Genomic DNA, 25,014 nt, shown 5'->3' with positions numbered 1-25,014 from the left:
TGGGTTCGAGCGACAATGCCCCGGTCAGGGAGTGGCAGAAGCATGACGCCTGAGTGGAAGTGGAAAGGGTGGAAAGGACCTCGAGTTGCCGCTGTGGCGGCAACGGTGCTGGGCCTGATGGTACCGTCTCTCCAGGCGGCGGATTTCACCCCTGCCCAGCATGAGGGGGCAAAGCAACTGGTGGATGAATTGGCCGAGCGCGGCATCGAACGCGATTGGCTCGAGATGGCGCTGCAACAAGCCGTCTTTCAGCAGGGCGTGCTCGATGCCATGGAGGGGGCGGCGGAGCGCCGGCTGCGTTGGGACGAGTATCGCGAGATCTTCCTGCAGCCGGAGCGCATCGCGCGTGGGGTGGATTTCATCGAAGCCCACGAGGATGCTTTCGAGCGCGCCTATGCCGAATACGGCGTGCCGCCAGAGGTGATCGCGGCCATCATCGGCGTCGAAACCAGCTACGGCCGGTTTACCGGACGTCATCGCGTTATCGACTCGCTCTCGACCCTGGCTTTCCATCACCCGGTGCGCGGCAATTTCTTCCGCGGCGAGCTGGCGGCCTTCCTCGAGATCACCCACGAGCAGGAGGTGGATCCCGGCAGCCTCAAGGGCTCCTATGCCGGCGCCATGGGCTATCCACAATTCATTCCGACCAGCTACCGCGCCTACGCGGTCGATTTCGACGGCGACGGGCAGCGCAACCTGTGGACCAACCCCGTCGATGCCATCGGCAGCGTGGGCAACTACTTCGCCGAACACGGCTGGCGCCCCGGCGAGCCGATCTATGCCGAAGCCCAGGGGCCTTCCGATGGGCCGCCTTCCGGTATCGATTTCAATCGCACTCAGCGACCCTACGTCGAAATGAGCGAGCTGGAGCGGGCGGGCGTCGCCTCCCAGGGCGAGCTCGAGGGCGAGCAGCGGGTCATTCCGTTGGCGCTGGAAGCGGATGAATCGAGCTGGCGCTATCGGCTCGGTCATGAGAATTTCTACGTCATCACCCGTTACAACCACAGCCATCTTTATGCCATGGCCGTGACCGAGCTGGCCGAAAAGATCGCCGCGATGCGCGAACTCGGCCCTCTGCCGCAGAACGGATCCGTCGAATGAAGGGAAACGCCATGAAAGCGCTGCCGATCGTGCTCGCCGTTACCGCTCTGCTGGCGGGCTGTGCGAGCAGCGGGCCGACGACCTCGCCTCAGCGTGACAGCACCGATAGACAGCCCGCTCCGGCACCATCCAGCGGTGGCGGTCGCTATGCCATGAACAGCGATGCCTATCCGGACAATCCGCCGGACGTCAGCCAGATTCCCGATGCCGTGCCGCGCGTGGAGCCGCACTCTCGCGGCGGCAATCGTCCCGTTTACGAGGTGTGGGGCAAGACCTACAACGTGCTGCCCGATGCGCGAGGCTACACCCGCCAGGGGACGGCTTCCTGGTACGGTGAGAAATTCCATGGATACGCCACGTCCAATGGCGAAATCTACGACATGTACGAGATGACCGCGGCTCACCGTTCCCTGCCGCTGCCTACCTATGCGCGTGTCACCAGCCTCGAGAACGGTCGCTCGGTCATCGTCCGGGTCAACGACCGCGGCCCCTTCCACAACGATCGCGAGATCGACCTCTCCTACGCGGCAGCGGCACGGCTCGACATCCTCGAGCGCGGCACCGGTCGGGTCAAGGTCGAAGCGATCGATGCGGAGGTGTGGCTGGCCGAAAATGGCGGTAACGGCGCGAACCGAAATTCCTCTGGCGCTGTCCAAACAGCGGCTCAGGCGACTCCGCGCAGCAATCCGGCGCCGCAGCAGGCCAGCTCGGCGCCGCAGCAGGCCAGTGCTCCGACGGCGAGCGCCGGCACTGCTGCACCGAGTGCAGCGTCCAGCCAGGCCGCCAGCGGCGGCGACATGCCGATCTTTCTGCAGATCGCCGCGCTGGGATCCGCCGACAACGCTCGGGCGCTCAAGGCGCGCCTCGAAAGCGAGCTGTCCCACCCCGTGCGGGTGGCGGATGCCACCGGCATGTATCGTGTCCAGGTCGGCCCTCTGGCCCACGCCGGACAGGTCGAACCTGTGCGCGCTGAGCTGAGACGTGCCGGCTTCGAACAAGCCTTTATTGTCAACGGCGCCGACTGAGTCGCGCCGTTCCCTTGACCTTTCTCGACGTAGTGATGAGATTCATGCCCATGCGAGTGTTGTCCACCCCCGTCTATCGGCGGCTGCTGCCTCTGATTCTGTTCGGCCTGTTGCTGTTCGTCTCCAAGGCTCTGGCCCAGGCAACGCCGACCCCACAGACCATGATCCCGGCTCCGCCGCAGATCGCTGCCAAGTCCTGGATTCTGATGGATGCGGACAGCGGCAGGGTGCTGGTCGAGCACAACTCCGATGAGCGTCTTCCGCCGGCCAGCCTGACCAAGCTGATGACCGCCTATCTGGTGGAGCGGGAGCTCGATCGTGGCAACATCAACCTGGACGATAAGGTGCGTGTCAGCGAGAACGCCTGGCGCACGGGCGGCTCCAAGATGTTCATCGAGGTCAACACCGAGGTTTCCATCCGCGATCTGCTCTACGGCATCATCATCTCGTCGGGCAACGATGCCAGCGTGGCCGTGGCCGAGCACCTGGCAGGCGGTGAGGCGCCTTTTGCCGATCTGATGAATCAGCACGCCACACGCCTGGGGCTGCACAACACCAGCTTTGCCAATGCCACCGGGCTGCCGCATCCTGAGCAGTACTCATCGGCGCGCGACATGGCGCTGCTCTCACAGTACATCATCAATGACTACCCGGAGCATTACGCGGTCTACGCCGAGAAATACTTCACCTACAACGACATTCGCCAGCCTAACCGCAACCGGCTGCTGTGGCGCGACCCCACTGTCGACGGCCTCAAGACCGGCTGGACCACCGAAGCGGGCTACGGCCTGGTGGCATCGGCCAAGCGCGACGGCATGCGCCTGATTTCGGTGGTGATGGGCACCAGCTCGGAGGAGTCTCGTGCACAGGAGACCCAGAAGCTGCTCAGCTACGGTTTTCGCTATTACGAAACCCTCAATCTCTACGATCAGGGGGCGGTGCTCAACTCACCCCGTATCTGGGGCGGCGAGAAGAACGAGCTGCGTGTCGGCGTCGACCGCGACGTGGCCATGACCCTGCCGCGGGCGCGCAACGAAGAGCTGCATGCGCGGCTGGACATTCGCCAGGACCTCAATGCTCCCATCAACCTGGGCGACCGGGTCGGCACCCTCGAGGTACGTCTCGGTGACGAGGTCGTGGGCGAACACCCCCTGGTAGCCTTGGAAACGATCGAGGAGGGTGGGCTGTTCAAGCGCCTGTTCGATCAGGTGCGGCGTTTCTTCAGCAATCTGGTGGGCGGCTGGTTCTAGGTCGTTCCAGGTCATTCGAGACAGGCGGCGCCTCGTGCGCCGCCTTCATGGCACTCCTTGCCATGCCTTGGACAGCGGCAGCTTGGGTGCCGATGGCTTGGGTGTCGCGTGAAAGCCGAGTAAAAGCTGAGTAAAATACGTGGAAATAGATCTGGTCGGAAATCGATAGAGAGCCACGACCCCGAGAGAGCCATGTCAGACGACAAACTGCGCGATCTGCGCCAAGCCCCGGCGGCAAACCAAACGGCGCCGACCATCACCTTTCCCTGCGACTATCCCATCAAGGTGGTGGGCGATGCCGGTGAGGATTTCACCGCCACTGTGTGCCAGGTGGTGCTGCGCCACGATGCCAGCTTCGATGCCGAAAGCATCGAGGTCGTCGAGAGCCGTACCGCCCGTTACCTTTCGGTCAGGCTGACCCTGCGGGCTACCGGTGAGGAGCAGCTCAAGGCGCTGTTCGCCGACCTCAAGGCCACCGGCCGCGTGCACATGGTGGTATAGATGCCGCCAAGCTTCGCTATGGCAGCCCCCATAGAGCTTCGGCGCCTGGGCCGATGTCCCTACCTCCCGGTATGGCAGGCCATGCGCGAACTCACAGACACCCGCGACGAGGCGACGGCGGACCAGCTCTGGCTGGTGGAGCACGAGCCGGTCTTCACCCAGGGCCAGGCCGGCAAGCCCGAGCACCTGCTGATGCCGGGCGACATCCCGGTGGTACAGACGGATCGCGGCGGGCAGGTGACCTACCATGGGCCGGGGCAGGTGGTGCTCTATCCCCTCATCGACGTCAAGCGCTGTCGGCTTGGCGTGAGGGATCTCGTCTCGGCGCTGGAGAATGCCGTCATCGCCGTGCTGGCGGAGCAGGGCATCGAGGCGCGGGCACGCCCCGATGCCCCCGGAGTCTATGTCGGCGAGGCCAAGATCGCCTCGCTGGGCTTGCGTATCCGGCGCGGCGCCAGTTATCACGGCGTTGCGCTCAATGTCGATGCCGACCTGAGTCCCTTCGCTCGCATCAATCCCTGCGGCTATGCCGGCATGGCCATGACGCGCCTGGCCGATCTGGTGACGGAGCCGCTTTCGGTGGAGCAGGTGGGCATGAGCCTGGCGCGGAGCCTGGCGCGTGAGCTGGGGCGCGAGCTGCAGCTCCTGGAGGCACAGACGGCCATCTAGGGCCGCCTGCGGATTCGTTTTACCACCCTCTTTCCCGTCGTCGACTTGGGCAGAGGGCGCCGTCAGCCGACGTTGATCGCCTGAATGCGGTTGGGGTCGGGCTCCTGGCCCGGCACCTCGGCGGGGGCGGCCAGGCCCAGATTGTTCTTCTCGAACACCCGGTCGGCGCGGTAGCTGGAGCGTACCAGCGGGCCGGAGGCCACTTCCATGAAGCCCTTTTCCAGACCCAGGCGGCGATAGCGCTCGAACTCGTCCGGCGTGACCCAGCGCTCCACCGGCAGGTGGTTGCGCGTCGGGCGCAGGTACTGCCCCAGGGTGACGATGTCGACATCGATGGCGCGCAGGTCGTCGAAGGTCTGGAGGATCTCTTCGTCGGTTTCGCCGAGCCCCAGCATCAGGCTGGTCTTGGTCAGCACGTCGGGGCGGTAGCGCTTGGCGTGGGCCAGCACGTCGAGGGTCTTGCGGTAGCCGGCACGCGGGTCGCGCACGTAGTGGGTGAGGCGCTCCACCGTCTCGACGTTCTGGGCGAACACTTCCAGGCCGGAGTCGACCACCTGCTCGATGGCAGCCGGGTCGCCGTCGAAGTCGGGGGTGAGCGCCTCGACCACCACCGCCGGCGTGTTGGCCTTGATCGCCCGGATGCAGGCGGCGTAGTGAGAGGCGCCGCCATCGGCCAGGTCGTCACGGTCCACCGAGGTGAGCACCACGTAGCGCAGGCCCATCAGCTCCACCGATTTGGCGGTGTTGGCGGGTTCCTCGCTGTCCAGCCAGCCGCGTGGGTTGCCGGTATCCACGGCACAGAAGCGGCAGGCGCGGGTACACACCGACCCCATCAGCATGATGGTGGCCGTACCGTTGCTCCAGCACTCGCCCATGTTGGGGCAGTGAGACTCGGCGCACACGGTGCTCAGGCGATGCTCCTTGACGTTGCGCTTCACTGCCTCGAAACGCCCGCCGCCGGGCATCTGGGCGCGTAGCCACTTCGGCTTGCGTCCCGGTTCCGGTTGCTCGTCGGTCTGGCTGCGCTGCAGCTTGATACCGTCCTTGATGGCGGCGAAGCCGTGCTCGGTGCGGAACTTCGCGCCGCTAGGCACGCGTTTCGAGGTGTTGTCGCTCATAGGTGTGAGCCTCTCCACTAGGCGGCTGCCACGGCCATGCCAGAGTCGATCGGTACGCCATCATCGCGGGCGGACCTGGCCAAAGGCACGGCAATTGATACGTTGGTCGCAGGCCCGTAATCTACCATATTGCGCCTGACTGGCACAGCGGAGCAGGGCGACGCAGGCGTGACGCTCAACCTGATGTAAGCGGCAGGCAGACGACGCCATGGTCGGGGATCGGCCGGGGCGGCGCTTTGAAGTGTGCTTCGATTTCACCGAGACGCTCGCGCACGAAACGCAGAAACAGTTCGGTGACCGGTGTGGGGAAGCGGTCGCGGGGGTAGACCGTGCACCAGGAGCGGCGCAGGGGGAAACCCGGCAGCGGCAGCTCCGCCAGCAGCCCGGCGCCGATCTCGAGACGAACCGCCAGCCGCGGCAGCACGGTGACGCCCAGGTGAGCCATCACCCCCTGCTTGATCGCCTCGTTGGTGCCCAGCTCCATGGTATGCTGCAGGGTCACGTCCTGCTCGGCGGCGAGCTGCTCGAAGGCGGTGCGTACGCCGGAGCCCGACTCACGCATCAATAGATAATGACGGGCCAGGTCTTCCAGGGTGGGCGAGGGCGCCTCGAGCAGCGGATGGCCGGGCCAGACGATGGGGATCAGCTCGTTCTCCAGAAACGGCATGAAGACCAGGTTGTCGTCCTCTTCGGGCACCATCGCCATGATCACCAGATCGTCGCTGCGTGCGGCCAGCCTTTCCAGGGCCTGGCTGCGGTTGCATACCCGCAGGCGTACCTGAACGTTGGGATAATGCGCGCGAAAGCGGGCGATCAGGTGCGGTACCACGTACTGCGCCGTGGAGACGGCCGCCAGATTGAGCTCCCCGGAAATCGTGCCGTCCAGGTCGGACAGCGTCATCTGCAGCCGCGAGACCTGGCCGAAGATGGCCTGGGTCGAGGCGGCCAGGGCATCGGCCGCCGGCAGTACGTGCAGGGTCTTGCCGGTGTACTTGAACAGGGGCTGGCCGAGGGCCTGCTCGAGCTGACGGACCTGTGCGCTGACCGCCGGCTGGGTCAGGCCCAGCTGTTCGGCGGCGCGTGAGTAGGATTGCTGTCGATGCACGGCCTGGAAGACCTGCAACTGGCGAAAGGTCAGGCGGTTCAGCAGCCTTGGGGTTGTCATCGATCGATCCGCTGGAAGGGCACAGGGAGCCCGGTGAAGAACCCTTGTCATGCTAACACTGCCGGTGAAGCGGGTCATGCCGACGGCCTCGTCACAGAGTCATAGAGTGGGAACCCATGCAAAGCCTTCGATTCGACCCATTGCGCTGGCAGCGCCTGCTGGTGGCCGGCAGCGGGCTTGGTGCCTTGCGTGCAGGCCAGGCCTGCAGCGAACTCGACCTGGCCTGGCATGCCGGCGGCTGTCTGGCTGACGATGCGCTGATCGCACGCGCGCGTGAGCTGGGCTGCGACGCTCTGCACCCGGGCGAGGCGACGGCCACGCAGCAGCGCAGCCTGGCACGGGCCTGTGCCAGCGCGGGGTTGGCGTTCGTCGGGTCAAGCACGAGCCTGCTCGATACCATGTGCGACGGCGATGCCGCCCGGCATCTGATGCGGGATGCGGGCCTGCCGCTGGCCGAGCCGGTGCCCTCTGCGCCGTGCGTGCATCTGCCGGTGCTGGCCGACAATCGGGGCCAGGCGCTGGCCTTGGTCGAGCACGAGCGGATGGCCGACGACTTTGCCGTGGCGCCGAGCGAGCGGCTGACGCCGGAGCAGCGCGCCTATCTGGGACAGCTGGCCGTGCTGGGCGCCCGCGTCCTGGGCCTGGTTGGCCTGGCGACGCTGAGCTTCACCCTGGCCAACAACCGTCTGGGCTTCGTCGACATGCGCCCCGGCCTGACGGGCCATGAAGGTCTGGCCGAGGTGTTGAGCGGGCTCGACCTGGCCGTCGAACAGATTCGTCTGGTACGAGGTGAGCGGCTGCGGCGGCCCAGGGTCGGCCACATGGGGCACGGTCCGGGGCGGCCGGGGCATGCCAGCTTGCGCCAGCTTCCGCTGGGCAAGGGGCTTCTTTGCGGTGGGCCGGGGGTCAGGCTCGATCGGCCGGCAGCGGTCGCGGACGATGCCTGGGTGCGCCTGCTGGTGTGGGGGCGCGATGCGGCCGAGGCCAGGCGTCGCGAGCGCCGGGCGCTGGCCGAATGGCATGGCGAAGTCGTGTCCGGCAATGGCGACATGGGGTGAGGCAGCCACGCGGCGGTCACAAAAAATCGACAAAACGGCTGCGTCGACCCGGCGCAGGGAGTACTATACTTGTTGCAGTGCAGCAAATTTTCTCCTCCTGACGCCCCTGACGAGCGTCGGGATAACTGGAGCCGAACATGAACTCACTGATGCCGACACCGCCCGCAGAGGCGTTCAGCCTGCTCGACCCATTCGGTTTTGGCCGTGCCGTTTTCGACTACTGGCGTGATGCCGTCGAGCGCAGTGTGCTGTACATGGACGTGATGCGCGAGCGTGGCAACCAGTATCTCGAACACATCGAGAAGACCAAACCCAACGTACTCGGCTTCGATGCCGAGGTGGTGATGGACGGTCGCACTCTGCCGCGACCGGTGAATTACGAGCTGATGCGGATCCTGCCGCCGGCCGGGATCGAGGTCGATCCCAAGTCCCGTCCCTTCGTGGTGGTGGACCCGCGTGCCGGACACGGGCCCGGCATCGGCGGCTTCAAGCCCGACAGCGAGATCGGTGTCGCCCTGCGTGCCGGTCATCCCTGCTATTTCATCGGCTTTCTGCCTTACCCGGAGCCCGGTCAGACCGTTGAGGACGTGGTCGAGGCGGAGATCGCCTTTCTGCGCTGCGTGATCGAACACCATCCCGACTCCTGCGAGAAGCCGATGGTGGTGGGCAACTGTCAGGCAGGCTGGCAGATCATGATGGCGGCCTCGCTCGAGCCGGACGTCTTCGGTCCCATCCTCATCGCCGGTGCGCCGCTCTCCTATTGGGCCGGCGAGCGGGGCAAGGCGCCGATGCGCTATACCGGCGGCATGACCGGCGGCAGCTGGATGACCACCCTGGCCAGCGACCTGGGAGATGGCCTGTTCGACGGCGCCCTGCTGGTGCAGAACTTCGAACGCCTCAATCCGGCCAATACCTGGTGGGACAAGCAGTATCGCCTGTACGCCAACGTCGATACCGAGGCCGAGCGCTATCTCAATTTCGAGCGCTGGTGGGGCGGTCACGTGGTGCTGGGAGGCGAGGAGATCCAGTACATCGTCGACAACCTGTTCGTCGGCAACCGCCTCTCCACCGCCCAACTGGTGACCTCCGACGGCCGCCGCATCGACCTGCGCAACGTGCGCTCGCCGGTGGTGGTGTTCTGCTCCCAGGGCGACGACATCACGCCGCCGCCCCAGGCGCTGGGCTGGGTGCGCGACCTGTATGGCGGGGTCGACGACATCATCGCCAGCGGGCAGACCATCGTCTACTGCGTGCACGACAGCACCGGACACCTGGGCATCTTCGTGTCGGGCAGCGTGTCGCGCAAGGAGCACGCCGAGTTCACCGCCAACATCGACTACATCGACGTGCTGCCACCGGGGCTCTACGAGACCACGGTCACCAGCGCCAAGGAGCGCGACGATGCCGAACTGATCGAGCGCGACTACCTGCTCGAGTTCAAGGCGCGCTCCATCGAGGGGCTCGACCGGGACGTGCTGCATCACCGCGTCGATGACGACACCCGCTTCGCTACCGTGGCACGCGTCTCGGAAATCAACCTGGGACTCTACCGCTTGTTCGTGCAGCCCTGGATCCGGGCGACCATCACACCCGAAGCGGCCCGTCTCATGCGGCGTATGCACCCGATCCGTCTGGGCTACAAGCTGCTGTCGGATCGCAACCCGCTGTCGGTGCCTCTGCCGGTGCTGGCCGACTGGGTGCGTCGCGACCGGCATCCGGTCGATGACAGTAACGTGCTGCGCTCACTGGAGAAGGCCTGCTCCGGCCAGATTTCCCGGGCACTCGATACGTGGCGGGAGATTCGCGACCAGAGTATCGAACACACTTTCTTGACCGTGTACGGCCAGCCGCTGCTGCAGGCGATGGTGGGCTTGGGTGGCGATGCCCACGTGCACCGCAGGCAGCCCGGCAGCGAGCCGGAGCATCGGCGCTTCATCGAGCGGCGCCAGGACGAGCTGCGCCAGCGCGTTGCGGAAGGCGGTATCCACGAGGCGATGATGCGTTCGGTGATTCACGTGCTGGGCGGAGCGCCCACCACCGACGAGCGCAACTTCAAGCGCCTGCGGGCGTCGCGCGCCGAGCTGGAGCCGGGCAGCAGTCTGTCGGACTTCAAGCACCTGGTGCGTGAGCAGTTCTTCATCCTCAAGCTCGACCGCGAGGCGGCGCTGGCAGCGATTCCCGAGCTGCTGGCAGGGGAGCGGCCAGAGGCGATTCGCAGCTCCCTCGAGCACATCGAGCATGTGCTGGCGGCCAGCGGCGAGCTTTCCGAGCATGTTCGCAAGCGCTACGAGCATATTCGGGAACTCTTCGGCGAGGCGCTGGAGCGGGTCGAGCCGGCAGCCAGCCGGCAGGCTCTCGTCGCCCTGCACGACGAGGTGGCGGCGGAAGCCACGGCCGAGGTCGCCGCCAGGGATGAAGTGAAGAAGATGCTGGAGGATGCCGAGACCAAGGTCGACCCGAACCCGGCGAAAGCGGGGCCGGCCAAGCCAGCCAGCCGCAGCAAGAAGGCCGCCGTGCCCAAGGCCACCGTGTCCAAGGAAAGTGGCGACGCCGGCGATGAGAAGCCCGTCGCCAAGAGGGCACCGCGCAAGCCTCGCAAGCGCTGATGCGCAACGCTCGAGCGTGGTCTCCCGGCGCCTCTGCCGTTAGCGGCAGAGGCGCTGCTGTTTTACCTTCTCTTGATGTTCTCTTGATGCTGTGTCGAGATTGCTGCTTTACTGCCGCCATGCGGAAGCAACTGGCGCGAAACGGGTTGCTGGGGTAGGGTAGGCGGATTTTTCACCCCGCACGGAGCGTCCGCCGAGGACAGGCGGGCCGAAACCGTCAGGCGGGGAAAGGTCCCGCCTTGCAGAATGTGGAGCACTATGGGCAAGTCATTGGTCATCGTCGAGTCGCCGGCCAAGGCCAAGACGATCAATAAATATCTCGGCAGCGAATTCATCGTGAAGTCGAGCGTGGGCCATATCCGCGACCTGCCGACCAGCGGCTCGGGCAAGACGGCCACCGACCCCAAGGAGCGGGCGCGCCAGGCGGCGGCGACGCGCAAGATGTCGCCCGAGGAGAAAGCCGAGTACAAGAAGCACAAGGCCAAGGAACAGCTCATCCGGCGCATGGGGATCGATCCGGAGCATGGCTGGAAGGCCCACTACGAGATTCTGCCCGGCAAGGAAAAGGTGGTGGCCGAGCTGCAGAAGCTGGCCGAGAAGGCCGACGCCGTCTACCTCGCCACCGATCTTGACCGTGAAGGAGAGGCGATCGCCTGGCACCTCAAGGAGACCATCGGCGGTGACGACGAGCGCTATCGTCGCGTGGTGTTCAACGAGATCACCAAGAATGCCATCAAGGAGGCGTTCAAGGAGCCCGGCACGCTCAACCTGCCCCGCGTCGAAGCGCAGCAGGCACGTCGTTTCCTCGACCGCGTGGTGGGCTTCATGCTGTCGCCGCTGCTGTGGGCCAAGATTGCCCGCGGCCTTTCCGCCGGTCGCGTGCAGTCGGTGGCGGTGCGGCTGATCGTCGAGCGCGAGCGCGAGATCCGCGCCTTCGTACCCGAGGAGTTCTGGGACGTTCATGCCGACCTCGTCTCCAGCGAGGGTGAGCCGGTGCGCTTCGAGCTGGTGCGCCAGGACGGCAAGACGTTCCGGCCCACCACCGAGGCCGAGACCCTCGAGCGCATCGAGGCGCTGCGCAAGGCGTCGCTTGCCATCACCGCTCGCGAAGACAAGCCGACGCGATCCAAACCCGGTGCTCCCTTCATCACTTCGACCCTGCAGCAGGCCGCCAGCGGCCGCCTCGGTTTCTCGGTGAAGAAGACCATGACCCTGGCCCAGCGCCTCTACGAGGCGGGCTACATCACCTACATGCGGACCGACTCCACCAACCTTTCGCAGGATGCGGTGGCCATGGCCCGTGAGCATATCGAGCAGGAGTACGGTAAGCGCTACCTGCCGGAGTCGCCCAACCGCTACTCGAGCAAGGAGGGGGCGCAGGAGGCTCACGAGGCGATTCGCCCCTCCGACGTCAATCGCAAGGCCGGCGATCTGGCCGGTATGGAGCGCGACGCCGAGCGGCTCTATGAACTGATCTGGCGTCAGTTCGTGGCCTGTCAGATGACCCCGGCCGAGTACCTCTCCAGTACGCTGACGGTCGAGGCGGATGGCTACGAGCTCAAGGCCAAGGGCCGGGTGCTCAAGTTCGACGGCTACACCCGGGTGATGAAGCCGGCGGGCAAGAACGAGGATCAGGCCCTGCCGGACCTGGCCGAGGGTACGCCCATGCGGCTCGAGGCACTCGACCCGCAGCAGCACTTCACCAAGCCGCCGGCCCGCTATACCGAGGCCAGCCTGGTCAAGGAGCTGGAGAAGCGCGGCATCGGGCGTCCCTCGACCTATGCCTCGATCATCTCGACGATCCAGGATCGCGGCTACGTCAAGCTGGAGAGCCGGCGCTTCTATGCCGAGAAGCTGGGCGACATCGTCACCGAGCGCTTGAAGGAGTCCTTCCCCGACCTGATGGATTACTCCTTCACCGCGCGCATGGAGGACAGCCTCGACGAGGTGGCCGAGGGCGAGCGCAACTGGCGCGAACTGCTCGATGCCTTCTATGCCGAGTTCCGCGAGGAGCTCGAGGCCGCCGAGAGCGAGGCGGGCATGCGGCCCAACCAGCCGGTGCCCACCGATATCGATTGCCCCACTTGCGGGCGCAAGATGCAGATCCGCACGGCCTCCACCGGGGTGTTCCTGGGTTGCTCCGGCTACAACCTGCCGCCCAAGGAGCGCTGCAAGACCACCATCGACTTGCTGCCCGGCGACGAGGCGGTGCCCGCCGATGCCGATGAAGAAGCCGAGACCCAGGCGCTGCGTGCCAAGCATCGCTGCCCCAAGTGCGGCACGGCGATGGACAGCTACCTGATCGACGAGAAGCGCAAGCTGCATATCTGCGGCAACAGCCCCGACTGCGACGGCCATGAGATCGAGCACGGCAAGTTCCGCATCAAGGGCTATGAAGGGCCCACCATCGAGTGCGACAAGTGCGGCAGCGAGATGCAGCTCAAGTCCGGGCGTTTCGGCAAGTACTTCGGCTGCACCAACGAGGCGTGCAAGAACACCCGCAAGCTGCTGCGCAGCGGCGAGGTGGCGCCGCCCAAGATGGACCCCATTCCCATGCCGGAGCTGGCCTGCGAGAAGGTCGACGACCACTACGTGCTGCGCGACGGCGCCAGCGGTCTGTTCCTGGCGGCGAGCAAATTCCCGCGCAATCGCGAAACGCGCCCGCCCTTGGTGCGTGAACTCAAGGCGCATGCCAAGGAGCTGCCCGAGAAATACCGCTACCTGCTCGACGCGCCTGCCGAGGACCCGGATGGTCGCCCGGCGCAGATCCGCTACTCGCGCAAGAGCAAGGAGCAGTTCGTCATGACCGAGGAGGACGGCAAGGCGACCGGCTGGCGGGCGCTCTTCGACAATGGCAAATGGCAGGTGGAGGACAAGCGCAAGTGACCCCGCGTAGCCGTACCAATCAGCTGCTGTATCAGGCCGAGCTGCTGCTCGACACCGACCCCGGTAACGACGAGCACGCCGAGGCCAGGCGCATGGCGAGCGAAGAGGCCGCGCTGGCTCTGGCCGAGCTGGCGCTGGAGTCGCTGCTGCGCGAGGTCACCGAGCACGCCCGCCTGCCGCGACACGACTGGCACGAGCTGCTCGGTGGCGAGGGGCTGGGTATTGCCGAGCTGCACCGGCTGCGCGAGTTGGCGGCCCGCCCCGACAGCTGGCTGGCCTGGCTGCTGCAGCGCATCGAGGCGCTGCACGATAGTGCCGGTGTCGCCCGGCGGGGCAGGCCGAGCGCTGCGGGCATGATCGCGGTGGGCGGCAGTGCGGCCTTGGGCGATGAGCTCCGGGCATGCCTCGAGGAAGCCAAGCGCGAGATCCAGTCGCTGCGCGAGACCAGCCAGGAGTGGTAGCCGCCGTTGCCCGGCGGCCGCATACTCATATCGCTTTCCGTTGATGTACGTCAAGCGTTGTCACCAGGCTTTGGCTAGGATGAAGTAAAAGCGCCGGTCAGCGAAGCCGGTGTCCAGCCTGGAGGAGAGGGGTATGCGCTTTCATCAAGTCAAGGAACTGGTCGATTGGGCGGCGGATTACCATGCCCGTCTGGCCGATCAATACGCTCGCCTGGTCGCCGCAGGGGAGGAGGAGCGGGTCAGGATGGCGCTCGAGTACCTGGCCCAGCGCGAGCGTAAGCTGCAAGGCGATCTGCTGGGCTACCTCGATGACGGCAGCGATCACCGCAGCGTGCTGGAAGCCTGGTTCGACGATCCCAACGACTTTCCTCATGCACCGGTACTTGAACGTTTGCCGGAAGGCGTCGATGGTAAGAGTGTGCAGGACGTGTTGGCCACGGCGCTGACTGCGCACCGCACGCTGCAGGATCTCTACGCCCATCGTGCCGAGCTGGCCGGTGGCGGTGACGAGAGAGGCTTCTTCGAGGCCCTGGCCTCGGGGCATGAAGCCGAGGTGCGGCGCATCGTCCGCGACATGCAACGACTGGAAGATTACTGAGGAGGTCACCCATGTCGGAACAGCTACTCTCCCCCAAGGTGCTGGGCTACTGGACGCGCGAGCAGTTGCACGACACACCGGATGAGTCGGGCTTCTTCTGTGTCTTCCGCGCCGCCCGCGACCCGGAAACCAAGGAGATGGACGTGCAGGAGCTGCTCTACGTTGGCGAGCATCGCAGCGCCCGCTATGGCCTGGAGCACCATCCCGATCACGACAAATGGGCGGCTTTCCTGCAGCCGGGTGAGGAGCTCTGGTATGCCGTGGGGCTGGTGGGGCACCCCAATCGCGAACGGCTGACGGCGGCGATGATCAATGCACACAAGCCCAGGTTCAACAATGGCAGCCAGTATCGCGATCGTTTCCCCTTCGACGAGACCACGGTTCACATCTACGGCAAGAAGCACAAGCTGCAGAGCATCTTCACCGTGGAATCCCACGCCTAGAGCCAAGTCAGCCAGGTAGTTGACCTCGCAGTAGCCTAGTGAGCCCCGGCAGCCGAGCTGTCGGGGCTCACTGCGTGACGAGGCCTTATTCCGTGTGGCGAACCTTGCCTGCGCTAGACTTCCTGCAGCGGTCGTGCTTCGGCACGATATGGCGCATGGACCAATCAGGGAGGAAACGCTGTGTCCGAGGTGAGCTACCGGCAGCTGCTGCCTGCCTTGCTGGCGCTGCTCGAGGCGGAGTCGCTGCCGAGCGGCAATACGCTGGAGGCGCATGCACTGCTCGACGATGCCCAGCGGGCCAGAGCCAGTGACATCCACCTGGATCCCGAGCGGCGGGGATACCGCATTCGTCTGCGCATCGATGGGCGCATCGTCGAGGCGCTGCACGTGGAGCCGACGCAGGGCGCGCGTCTGGTCAACCAGTTCAAGGTGCTGGCCAAGCTCAACCCGGTACCCTCGCTGGCCACGGCGGAGGGCAGTTTCAGTTGGTTCCACACGGAGAGTCCGGAGGAGGAACGCTCGCTTCGCGTCACCGCCGTGCACTGTGTGGCGGGAGAGAAGCTGGCCGTACGTTTTCTGGCACCGCCGCAGGCGTATGAGGATACCGCTGAATTGGGCATCGGTGAGGAAGGGGCGTTGGGCATCAGGCGCTGGATGGATGCCACGGGCAGCATGCTGCTGGTGGCCGGGCCGACCGGTGCCGGCAAGACCACCACGCTCTATACGTTGCTAGGCCAGCTGCGTCTCTCCGACAGCCATGTGGTCACGCTGGAAAACCCCGTCGAGTACGGTATCGAGGGCATCAATCAGATCCAGGTCGATCCGGACCATGGCCTCGATTTTGCCAGTGGCACCCGTTCGTTGCTGCGCCTCGATCCCGATTACGTGCTGATCGGTGAGATTCGCGATCGCGAGTCGGCCTTCGCGGCGCTGAACGTGACCAGCAGCGGCCGCTCGCTGATGGGCACCCTGCACAGTCGCGATGCGGTGGGCGTGGTGACCTCAATGCGGCAGATGGGGCTTGGCGACAGTGAGATCAGCGCCAACCTCGGCTTGGTCATCGCGCAGCGCTTGGTGCGGCGCCTGTGCCCGCACTGCCGGGAGCAGGCGCCGCCCGAACATCGCGAGCGGGAGTGGTTGGCGGCGATAGGCCTGGCAGTGCCGGAGTTGGCCTGGAGCGCATCGGGCTGCTCTCGCTGCGATGGCCTGGGCTATCGCGGGCGTATCGGAGTGTTCGAGATCTGGCAGCTGACGCCTGAGGATCATGCCCGGATCCTGCGCCATGCCGATGAAGCCGAGTTGCGCCGGCACTTGCTGGAACGTGGCGTGACACTGATGCTGGCCGATGGCCTGGCCAAGGCCGAGTCGGGCATCACCAGCCTGCGAGAGGTCTTCCGCATGGGCGCCATCCTGACGGCCTGACGCTGCGCTTGACAGCGCAGCGCCGAACGCCTCAGCGCAGCGCCTGGGGGTCGCCTTCGCCGGCGAGCGCCAGGCGCTCCGGCTCATCGAGCAGGGCCTCGAGTTCGAGCTGTGCCACTTCGCTGACGGCCTCCAGCACATGGCCCCAGGTAGCGCGATTGGCATACAGCATGCCGAAGGTATCCAGCGTGCCGCCCCGGTTGCGATAGCCAAGAAAGCGCGAACCGCTGCCGGTGTCGAGCGGGCGCAGTACTCCGCACAGCGGCTCGGGGCGGCAATGCGCCAGGAAGACCCTGGCGTGGATAGGCGGCACCAGCTGGCTGAGCCGGCACTGACCGAGGGTGGCGGTCGCCTCTCGTTCGTCCCTGGCCTCGCGCAGCTTGCCGGGCTCCTGAATCACGTACAGGCTGGCGTCGACACCCGCCCGGGTCAGTCTTGTCAGGGCACGCTGCATCTCGATCAACTGGTAGGCGCCTATCGCAAACAGCTGGACGCGGGGAGCCGCCGTATCGTGCAGGCAGAGTATGCCATCCTCGTAGAGGCGCCTAGCCTGTTCTTCATCGAGCACTACCGGCACGGGGTTCTTCGCTACCACCGCCAGGGCGATGCGTCCGCGTGAGCGATAAAGCTCACGCAGCGCATAGGCCGCGCTTGGTGCGTCGACCGGGAACAGCGTCGGCGCCACGTCGTCCATTTCTCCCAGCCAGGCCTCGCACAGCGTCGGGTCCTGGTGCGACTGCTCGTTCTTGCCGTTCTCCCAGGTATGAGAGCTGGCCAGCAGCGGCACCGTCAGCCAGCCCGGCTCGCGCCCGGCTTCGCGCTGATGACGGGCGAAGATGACCTCCTGGCGCATGGCGCCCAGCATCTTGACGGCAAAGGCCTCGTAGGATGCCACCAGGTTCAGGCCCTGCTTGTTGGCCAGTGCCGCACACACCACCGCTTCTTCGTTGAGGGCGGTGATCACCGAGCCGTCGAGCGCTTCGGCGACGCCCGGCTCGGGATCGGTCACCCGGTGCTTGAGCAGGTCCAGGGTCTGGTCGAGCCGGTTGCTGCGCATCTCGTCGGGATTTCCCACCCGCACCCGCAGCTCGGGGTTGGCCAGCACGAGGCGCTTGAAGGTCTCATCGATTGCCGCCATGGGGGAGACGGGTTTGCCAAGCGTGAAGGTCGGCAGCGTTGGGGCGGTGGGTAGCGGTGTCACGGCGACGGCCAGCTCGTGATCGCGCTCCTTGGGGCGTTGGCTCGAGGTGTGGTCGTTGAGTGTATCGATCGCCTGGCGCAGTTCGGCTAGCGGCACGTGCAGCGCGGCAGCGCCTGCATTGAAACGATCGCGAGCCGAGGCATCTTCGGCCGGACTGGCGAGCAGCGGCAGATTGTGCGCCGCATTGGTGCCGGCGCCTGGAAAGCCGTAGCCCTTCACCGTTTCGGCGATGACATAGGGCAGGCGTAGCGGATAGCGACCGTGTCCCGCTTTCAGCGCAGCCGCCTGTTCGGCCAGTTCCGTCTCGGCAGAGATGATTGCCCAGGCGAAAGCGGCGGGATCCCGGCCATCGATGGTCAGCGGTGCAAAACCATTGAGCATCAGATGTTCCTCGAACCAGTGGGTACCTCCCGACTGGCTCATGGTCGTACGCTGGTCGATGCGCCGACCATTGGCGATCATCACGGGCACGATCGGGCCGCTGTCCTCGGCGCGCCACCAGCGCGGTATCCAGTCGCTGCCGCGCTGCTCCTCGAAGGCGCCATCGCTGAGAAAGGCCACGAGATGCTGGTGCGCAAGAGGCATGTGCACATACTGCAGGCCCGCAAAGCCGAGGTAGCCGCCTTCGCTCAGGCCGCCCGCCGTATGCGCATTGACGTGGCTGCCGAGAGGGGAGGCGGGGTAGCCGTCGGCATCGACCCCGCAGTGGTAGAAATCGTTGACCAGGCGCGTCAGGCCTTCGTCACTGAGCGAATAGCGATCCGCATGAGCGGCTCCCATGTTGTCCATCAGCACGTTGAGCGCATCGATGGCAGCTACGCAGTGACCTTGCCCCATCAGCCAGCTGCGGGTCATCCGGGTCAGGCTGTTGGCGGTGAGGTAACCGACATAGGCGGGTACCATGTTGAGGGCGCCGCCGGTGTGCCCCTCGGGTCTGGATTTGAAGTCCTCAGCGACGAGCGGCTCGCCATCCAGCCTTACGCGCTGCGTGTAGGTCATGTGAGCGACCAGCCACATGCCCATGTTGGCCAGCCGATCCGCGGCTCGCAGCTTGGTCAGCCAAGTGCGTCTGAGCTCGGGGGTGTGGGCATGGCGTTCCAGCAGGCTGGCGATGGCCGCCTGAGTGGCGGGGCCATGAGAGATCATGCCCGCCCCCTGAGCCCAGGCAGCGAAGTCGGGGCCCTGCTCGGCGGTCGCGAGCTGGGCGTGGCGGGATGGATGAGAGCTGCCGGGCTGGGTGGACATGGTGGGCTCCGTGGGACGATTAACTTGTCTGTGAGCCTAGAGGCAAGTTTGCACGAAGGCCATTGACCGGCGTCATGCATGCAATGTTCGGTTACGCTAAGTGGACTGACAGTCGAAGCAGGATACGTTATAAAACGCTAACGAACCGACCTGCCGTGAGGAGTCGATGAAATCTGTTTCCCGCCGTCGCTTTGGCCAGTTGGCCTTGCTGGCCCCCTTCGCTCTGCTGTCAGGGCAGGCAGCCCATGCGAGCCTGATCGAGACCATTCTGTCGCGAGCGCCCACCCCTCGCCATGACAGCGAGGTGTGGGTGCTCGTCGACGATCGGGAGTCCTCGCTGAGCGTCTATCGAGGCAATGCATTGGTGGAACGCTTCGCCCCGGTCTCGCTGGGGCGCTCCGGTGCCAACACGATGCGCACCTACGGTGGCAACGTCACACCGAAGGGTGAGTTCCGTGTCAATCGCTTCAATTGGGAAAGTCAGTGGCATATCTTCATCGGCATCGATTATCCTACGCCGTCTCATGCGCGTACTGCGTTGGAAACAGGGCTTTACACGGAGCAGGATTACGCAGATTATTTCGCCTACTATCGGCGCCACGGCTATCCGCCCCAGCAGACCGTGCTGGGGGGCTTCATCGGAATCCATGGTCTCGGTAGGGCAGACCCGGAGGTCCATGCCAGTTATCACTGGACTCAGGGGTGTGTGGCGGTGACCGACGCACAGATCGAGAGGCTCTCCGAACTGATCGACATTGGCACTCGCGTCGTCATCCGCTAGGCTCAAGATACGCAAGGGACGTTTTGAGCTATGGACAAGCGCCGTAGGGTATTATAAAACAGCGTTTGACTCCTGTGCTTGGCAGCAGTCGCTGCAAGAATCCTGCATTGAGCAGGGGAGCCTGGATCACAGGCAACATCAACGCCGCTGTACTAACCTGTGCAGTACCAAGGAAGACTCAAGGAGAACATCATGACTCTGAAGACCACCCTGAAGCTGACCGCCGCTGCCGCTTCTATGGCCATCCTGGCTGGTTGTGCTACCAACGCTGCTCTGGACGAAGTTCGCCAGACCGCTGAAGCCGCTCAGGCGGACGCTGCAGAAGCTCGCAGCATCGCTACTCAGGCGCAGAACACCGCCAACCAGGCGCAGCGTGACGCCCAGGCGGCTCTGCAGATGTCCGAGCAGAACCGCGAAGAAATGAACCGTATGTTCCAGCGCTCCATGCAGAAGTAATTCTGCTGGAGCCATCATCACCCTCGGGTGATGGCGGTTCTGCAACGAGAAAACCCCGCCTCGGCGGGGTTTTCTCGTTCATGCGCTCTGCTTCGTGAAGCGGATGTTTCGTTGGGGGGCTGCAGGGTACGCATGCTGCCTGCCGACGGCAAGGTTGCGCATGCCGCCGGTAGTGAGGCTGGTCTAGCGGCGGTAGGCTTCCAGCTCGGTGAACAGGCCGGATAGCTGACCCAGCTCGATCTCGGAGAAGAGCCCATCCTCCTCAATGGCTTCAGGCTGTGAGGGCTCCTGTGCGGCCGGTGTCTCTTCGGCGACCTGCAGCAGCGAGACCAGGCGTCCATCGGGGTTTTCCACCACGCGACGCAGCTGGGCGTAGTCGACCGGCGGGCGCTCTTCGCCGAAGGCATTGGCCAGCACTTCCATGGCATTGATGATCGGCTCGAAGGTGCCCACGTTTTCTTCCAGTTGGGGGAAGGATTGCGCGTAAAGTACGCCATCCGCCGACCAGGCCACCTTGAACGGCTGGTCGATGATGTTCACCTGGGTGCCGCTGGGCACGCGCTCGTAGAGCGACTCGATGTCCTCCGGGAACATGCGAATACAGCCGCGGCTGGCACGCATGCCAACGCCGTCGGGCATGTTGGTGCCGTGAATCAGGTAGCTAGGCAGGCCCAGCAGGATGGCGTGGCGGCCCAGGGGATTGTCGGGGCCGGGCGGCACCACTGCGGGCGGCGGCTCGCCACGTGCCGCGGCTTCCTCGCGCATGGAGCGGGGCGGCGACCAGTGGGGGTCCTTGACCTTGACGGTGGTGCGGGTCACGCCCACCGGGGTGGCGAAGCCGTCGCGGCCGATGCTGATCGGGTAGGTTTCGACGATGCCGGGGCGCGAGTAGTAGTACAGGCGCAGCTCGGAGAGATTGACCACGATACCTTCACGCGGGGCATCCGGCAGGATGTGCTGGGCCGGGATCACCACTTCGGTGCCGGCCTGGGGAGCCCAGATGCTTACGTCAGGGTTGGCCATGCGCATCTCTTCGTAGCCGGCGTTGTGGCGGCGACCGATGTCGAGCAGGGTTTCGCCCTCTTCGACGACGACGGTATAGGCTTCGCCGATCACGTTACCCGCTTCGGGCAGGTGAAAATGGCCGCGGGGCAACTCGCGGGTGCCGTTCGCACTCTCGTCGGCAACCGTTGCCGTTGCCAACAGGGAGGCAAGACTGAACAGGGCAACGCCAAGGCCGATACGCCTGGCCAGTGTCGGGTTCTTCATTTACGTCATGTTCTCGTCATAAAGTCGCCAACGCGTGGCATGTCTCCAGACATGCCACGGCATTCGGCAACGGTCACGCGCCTTTCGGTTCTTGGCGCCGGGTTCGTGTCAAGGCTGCGATTGGACACCTACGCATAGTATAGCGTTCCCGCGCGATGCGGGAGTCCTGGTGCGCTTGTCGAGGTGGCTAACGCCGCCCTGGTCAGGCGGCTTGAGCCTTGCGGTTGAGCACGTCGAGCAGTTGTTCCACGGCCTGGAAGCGCTCCTCTTCCTTTTCCATCGCCGCCTCGAAGCGCAAGGTATCGGCGCCGTCGAGCCGATAGCGCTGCGGCTCGGCCTGAATCAGCTTGACCAGCACCAGCGGATCGACCCGGGTCTGGCCGCCGAAGATCACCCGTCCGCGCTCGGTGCCGGCCTCGAGACGCACGATGCCCAGCCGCTCGGCGCGTTGACGCAGGCGGGTCTGGCGCATCAAGGTCTTGACCGGCGCCGGCAGCAGGCCGAAGCGGTCGATCATCTCCACCTGCAGCTCCTTGAGCTCGGCTTCGTCGGCGGCACTGGCGATGCGCTTGTACATCACCAGGCGCTGCTGCACGTCGGGCAGATAGTCGTCGGGAATCAGCGCCGGCAGGTTGAGGCTGACCTCGACCCCTTCGTTCAGCGGGGTTTCGATGTTGGGTGTCTTGCCGGCACGAATGGCGGCCACCGCGCGGTCGAGCATTTCCATGTAGAGGGTATAGCCGATGGCCTCCATCTGGCCGCTCTGCTCCTCGCCGAGCAGTTCGCCGGCGCCGCGGATCTCCATGTCGTGGCTGGCCAGGGTGAAGCCGGCGCCGAGGTCGTCGGCGGCAGCGATGGCCTCCAGGCGCTTGACGGCGTCCTTGGTCATGGCCCGTGGCGGTGGGGCGAGCAGGTAGGCGTAGGCCTGGTGATGGCTGCGGCCCACACGGCCGCGCAGCTGATGCAGCTGGGCCAGGCCGAACTTGTCGGCACGCTCGATGACGATGGTGTTGGCGCTGGGCACGTCGATGCCGGTCTCGATGATGGTGGAGCACACCAGCACGTTGTAGCGCTTGTGGTAGAAGTCCGACATGACGCGCTCCAGGGCGCGTTCGGGCAGCTGGCCATGGGCTACCGCCACGCGGGCCTCGGGAACCAGCGAGCGGATCGTCTCGGCGGCGGTCTCGATGGTCCTGACCTCGTTGTGCAGGTAGTAGACCTGACCGCCGCGCAGGATCTCGCGCAGGATCGCTTCCTTGATGATCGACTCGTCACGCTGCTGGACGAAGGTCTTCACCGACAGGCGTCGGGCCGGGGGCGTGGCGATGATCGACAGATCGCGGATGCCGCTCATGGCCATGTTGAGCGTGCGCGGTATCGGCGTGGCGGTAAGGGTGAGGATGTCGACCTCGGCACGCAGCTCCTTGAGTCGCTCCTTCTGCGCGACGCCGAAGCGGTGCTCCTCGTCGATGATCAGCAGCCCCATGTTGGGCAGCTTCATCGACTTCGACAGAAGCTTGTGGGTGCCGATCACGATGTCGGCCTTGCCGCTCTCGATACGCGCGAGCGACTCGGCCTGGCCCTTGCCGGAGGTGAAGCGTGAGATCAGCTCGATCTGCACCGCGGTATCGGCGAAACGGTCGCGGAAGTTCTCGAAGTGCTGGCGGGCGAGCAGAGTGGTGGGCACCAGCACCACCACCTGGCGCCCCGAATGCACGGCGAGGAAGGCTGCGCGCATGGCCACCTCGGTCTTGCCGAAGCCGACGTCGCCGCACACCACGCGATCCATCGGCCGAGGAGCGGTCATGTCGCCGATCACGGCGGCGATGGCGGCGCGCTGATCGGGGGTCTCCTCGAACGGGAAGGTGGCAGAGAAGCGGGCATACTCCTCATCGGGCAGGGCGCAGGCGAAGCCTTCCCGGGCCTCGCGGCGGGCGTAGACGTCGAGCAGCTCGGCGGCGGTGTCGCGGATCTTCTCCGCGGCCTTGCGTCGCGCCTTGTCCCACTGTTCGGAGCCCAGCCGGTGGAGCGGGGCGAGTTCGTCGTCGGCACCCGCGTAGCGCGAAATCAGATGCAGGTTGTCTACCGGCACGTAGAGCTTGGCGCCGTCGGCGTACTCGAGCGCCACGAACTCTGCCGCCTGACCGCCAGCCTCGATCAGTTCCAGGCCGCGGTAGCGGCCCACGCCGTGGGTCTGATGTACCACCGGGGCGCCGGGGCGCAGCTCGGCAAGGTGGCGAATGGCCAGTTCGCCCATGTCGGTGGCCTTCTCGCGGCGGCGGCTCTGGCGCACCACGTCGCCGAACAGTTCCGTCTCGCTGATCACGGCGAGATCGGGCTGCTCCAGCCACAGCCCGGCGCTGAGCTCTCCTTCGGTGACGGCCAGTCGTGCCGTGCTGTCCTTAAAGGCGATGAAGTCGGTGACATGGGGTAGCGACAGCTGCAGCGGAGCGAGTGTCTCTTCCAGAGCCTCGCGACGGCCGCGCGATTCGGCGACGAACAGCACCCGGGTGTCGCCATGCTCGGCCAGAAAGCGCTCGAGCGCCGCCAGCGGCTGCTTGGCGCGGGCGTTGACCGCCACTTGCGGCAGGGCCTGCGCGGCGCCTGGGTGCGCATGCCGCTGTTCGGGGTCGTCGCTCAGCTCGATGCGCGGGTGGCGCTTGATGGCGGCGAATATCTCGGTAACCGGAACGAAGGCGCGGTGGGGCGGCAGCAGCGGGCGGGTCGGGTCGACGCCAAGGTTCTCGTAGCGGCTCTCGATGGCGGCCCAATGATGTTCAGCGGCGCCGAAGACGTCGGGCAGCAGAGCCACCCGGGTGCCCTCGGCCAGATGCTCGAACAGGGTCGCCGTCTCTTCGAAAAACAGCGGCAGGTATTGCTCCAGCCCGGGCGAGGGGATGCCCTTCAGGGCGTCGACGTAGAGCGGGCACTGACGCGGGTCGACGTCGAACAGGGTCTCGAAGCCCTCGCGGAAGCAGGCGATGGCGCTTCGCGACAGGGAGTATTCATGAGCGGGCAGCAGCTCGACTCGCTCGACCTTGTCCTGGCTGCGCTGGGTATCGGGGTCGAAGCGGCGCAGGGTGTCGATCTCGTCGTCGAACAGGTCGATGCGCAGCGGGCTTTCGCTGCCCATGGGGTAGAGATCGATCAAGGCGCCGCGCAGGGCGTACTCGCCGGGCTCGTAGACCGTCTCCACGGCCCGGTAGCCGGCCCGCGACAGGCTGTCGCGAAAGCCTTCGCGATCGAGCCGCATGCCCACCTCGAGGGTGAGCACCCGGCCGGCGATGTAGTCCACCGGCGGCAGGCGCTGCATGAGCGTGTTGATCGGCACCAGCACGATGCCGTGTTCGCCGTCCTGCAGCCGTCGCAGCGTGCGCAGGCGCTCAGAGACGATGTCCTGGTGCGGTGAGAAGCTGTCATAGGGCAGCGTCTCCCAGTCGGGGAAGGGCAGCACGGGTACGCTGGCGTAGAAGCGCAGGTCGTCTTCGAGTCGCTGAGCGCTGGCGGTATCCGGGGTCACGACCAACAGCGGCTTATCCTCGGCCAGATGAGCCAGCGCCAGCGCCGCCGCGCTGCCGGGCGGCGTTTGCCAGTAGAGGGTTTCGCGGATCCCGGCAGGGCGGGGCGGGTCGAGCAGCGAGAATTTGGGCATGATGGCGTCGGGACGTATCGTCGTTCGTGTTTGCGGCCTTGAAGGCATTTGCCATGCTGAATGGAGCGGCGGCCTATGGTCGGTGTTGGATCATACCAGCCCCATGC

The 25,014-nt window shown here is 65.6% G+C and carries 19 protein-coding genes; 14 read left to right on the top strand and 5 right to left on the bottom strand.

Annotation, left to right across the window (positions count from 1 at the left end; translation table 11 throughout):
• Window positions 1–42: 42 nt before the first annotated feature.
• From mltB to lipB, 5 genes are all read left to right on the top strand, one after another.
• Window positions 43–1,101, top strand: coding sequence for a lytic murein transglycosylase B (gene mltB, locus HOP53_RS06500; RefSeq protein ID WP_422677592.1), 1,059 nt, complete (start codon window positions 43–45; stop codon window positions 1,099–1,101).
• A gap of 11 nt (window positions 1,102–1,112) precedes the next feature.
• Complete coding sequence (locus HOP53_RS06495) at window positions 1,113–2,126, top strand: septal ring lytic transglycosylase RlpA family protein (RefSeq protein WP_234269251.1); 1,014 nt, start codon at window positions 1,113–1,115, stop codon at window positions 2,124–2,126.
• 44 nt (window positions 2,127–2,170) lie between these two features.
• Window positions 2,171–3,376 carry a D-alanyl-D-alanine carboxypeptidase family protein gene (locus HOP53_RS06490; protein ID WP_422677591.1) on the top strand — a complete coding sequence of 402 codons (1,206 nt, stop codon included), beginning with the start codon at window positions 2,171–2,173 and terminating at the stop codon, window positions 3,374–3,376.
• A 192-nt stretch (window positions 3,377–3,568) separates the two neighbouring features.
• Entirely contained in the window at window positions 3,569–3,877 is a 309-nt protein-coding gene (locus HOP53_RS06485; protein WP_086508702.1) for an HP0495 family protein, read from the top strand.
• A gap of 18 nt (window positions 3,878–3,895) precedes the next feature.
• Window positions 3,896–4,546, top strand: coding sequence for a lipoyl(octanoyl) transferase LipB (gene lipB, locus HOP53_RS06480; protein WP_086508760.1), 651 nt, complete (start codon window positions 3,896–3,898; stop codon window positions 4,544–4,546).
• Window positions 4,547–4,608: 62 nt separating this feature from the next.
• Here the strand turns inward: lipB and lipA are convergent, their stop codons facing one another.
• Together lipA and HOP53_RS06470 are read right to left on the bottom strand one after the other, a co-directional pair.
• Entirely contained in the window at window positions 4,609–5,664 is a 1,056-nt protein-coding gene (gene lipA, locus HOP53_RS06475; RefSeq protein ID WP_086508703.1) for a lipoyl synthase, read from the bottom strand.
• A gap of 175 nt (window positions 5,665–5,839) precedes the next feature.
• The gene (locus tag HOP53_RS06470; protein WP_234269249.1) at window positions 5,840–6,829 is read right to left on the bottom strand and encodes a LysR family transcriptional regulator; all 990 of its coding nucleotides are present in this window, start codon (window positions 6,827–6,829) and stop codon (window positions 5,840–5,842) included.
• A gap of 116 nt (window positions 6,830–6,945) precedes the next feature.
• Here HOP53_RS06470 and HOP53_RS06465 point away from each other — a divergent pair, with 116 nt between their 5' ends.
• From HOP53_RS06465 to HOP53_RS06435, 7 genes are all read left to right on the top strand, one after another.
• On the top strand, window positions 6,946–7,887 hold the full coding sequence (locus tag HOP53_RS06465) for an ATP-binding protein (RefSeq protein ID WP_234269248.1): 942 nt from the start codon (window positions 6,946–6,948) through the stop codon (window positions 7,885–7,887).
• Between the two features lie 137 nt (window positions 7,888–8,024).
• Window positions 8,025–10,493, top strand: a complete 2,469-nt coding sequence (locus HOP53_RS06460) for a DUF3141 domain-containing protein (protein ID WP_234269247.1) — start codon at window positions 8,025–8,027, stop codon at window positions 10,491–10,493.
• Window positions 10,494–10,751: 258 nt separating this feature from the next.
• Window positions 10,752–13,379, top strand: coding sequence for a type I DNA topoisomerase (gene topA / locus HOP53_RS06455; RefSeq protein ID WP_103968206.1), 2,628 nt, complete (start codon window positions 10,752–10,754; stop codon window positions 13,377–13,379).
• A complete protein-coding gene (locus tag HOP53_RS06450) occupies window positions 13,376–13,840 on the top strand; it encodes a DUF6586 family protein (RefSeq protein WP_234269246.1) in 465 nt (154 codons plus the stop codon). Before topA ends, HOP53_RS06450 begins: the two co-directional genes overlap by 4 nt.
• A 133-nt stretch (window positions 13,841–13,973) precedes the next feature.
• Entirely contained in the window at window positions 13,974–14,438 is a 465-nt protein-coding gene (locus HOP53_RS06445; RefSeq protein ID WP_234269245.1) for a 2-hydroxyacyl-CoA dehydratase, read from the top strand.
• Window positions 14,439–14,449: 11 nt separating this feature from the next.
• A complete protein-coding gene (locus HOP53_RS06440; protein ID WP_234269244.1) occupies window positions 14,450–14,881 on the top strand; it encodes a hypothetical protein in 432 nt (143 codons plus the stop codon).
• 180 nt (window positions 14,882–15,061) lie between these two features.
• Complete coding sequence (locus HOP53_RS06435) at window positions 15,062–16,303, top strand: GspE/PulE family protein (RefSeq protein WP_234269243.1); 1,242 nt, start codon at window positions 15,062–15,064, stop codon at window positions 16,301–16,303.
• A gap of 31 nt (window positions 16,304–16,334) precedes the next feature.
• Here the strand turns inward: HOP53_RS06435 and HOP53_RS06430 are convergent, their stop codons facing one another.
• Complete coding sequence (locus tag HOP53_RS06430; protein WP_234269242.1) at window positions 16,335–18,749, bottom strand: phosphoketolase family protein; 2,415 nt, start codon at window positions 18,747–18,749, stop codon at window positions 16,335–16,337.
• Between the two features lie 166 nt (window positions 18,750–18,915).
• On the opposite strand from HOP53_RS06430, the gene HOP53_RS06425 reads away from it, so the two are divergent.
• Both HOP53_RS06425 and HOP53_RS06420 read left to right on the top strand, forming a co-directional pair.
• Entirely contained in the window at window positions 18,916–19,530 is a 615-nt protein-coding gene (locus tag HOP53_RS06425) for a L,D-transpeptidase family protein (protein ID WP_234269241.1), read from the top strand.
• A 192-nt stretch (window positions 19,531–19,722) separates the two neighbouring features.
• A complete protein-coding gene (locus HOP53_RS06420) occupies window positions 19,723–19,986 on the top strand; it encodes an Lpp/OprI family alanine-zipper lipoprotein (RefSeq protein ID WP_010629080.1) in 264 nt (87 codons plus the stop codon).
• Between the two features lie 183 nt (window positions 19,987–20,169).
• On the opposite strand, the gene HOP53_RS06415 is transcribed toward HOP53_RS06420, so the two are convergent.
• Together HOP53_RS06415 and mfd are read right to left on the bottom strand one after the other, a co-directional pair.
• Window positions 20,170–21,255, bottom strand: coding sequence for a L,D-transpeptidase family protein (locus tag HOP53_RS06415; protein WP_234269240.1), 1,086 nt, complete (start codon window positions 21,253–21,255; stop codon window positions 20,170–20,172).
• A 202-nt stretch (window positions 21,256–21,457) separates the two neighbouring features.
• Window positions 21,458–24,907, bottom strand: coding sequence for a transcription-repair coupling factor (gene mfd / locus HOP53_RS06410; protein WP_234269239.1), 3,450 nt, complete (start codon window positions 24,905–24,907; stop codon window positions 21,458–21,460).
• Between the last annotated feature and the right edge of the window lie 107 nt (window positions 24,908–25,014).

Source organism: Billgrantia ethanolica (genome assembly GCF_021404305.1).
Taxonomy (GTDB): domain Bacteria; phylum Pseudomonadota; class Gammaproteobacteria; order Pseudomonadales; family Halomonadaceae; genus Halomonas; species Halomonas ethanolica.
Note: the sequence above shows the minus strand (reverse complement) of the source record. Positions and strands in the feature narration are given on the sequence as shown.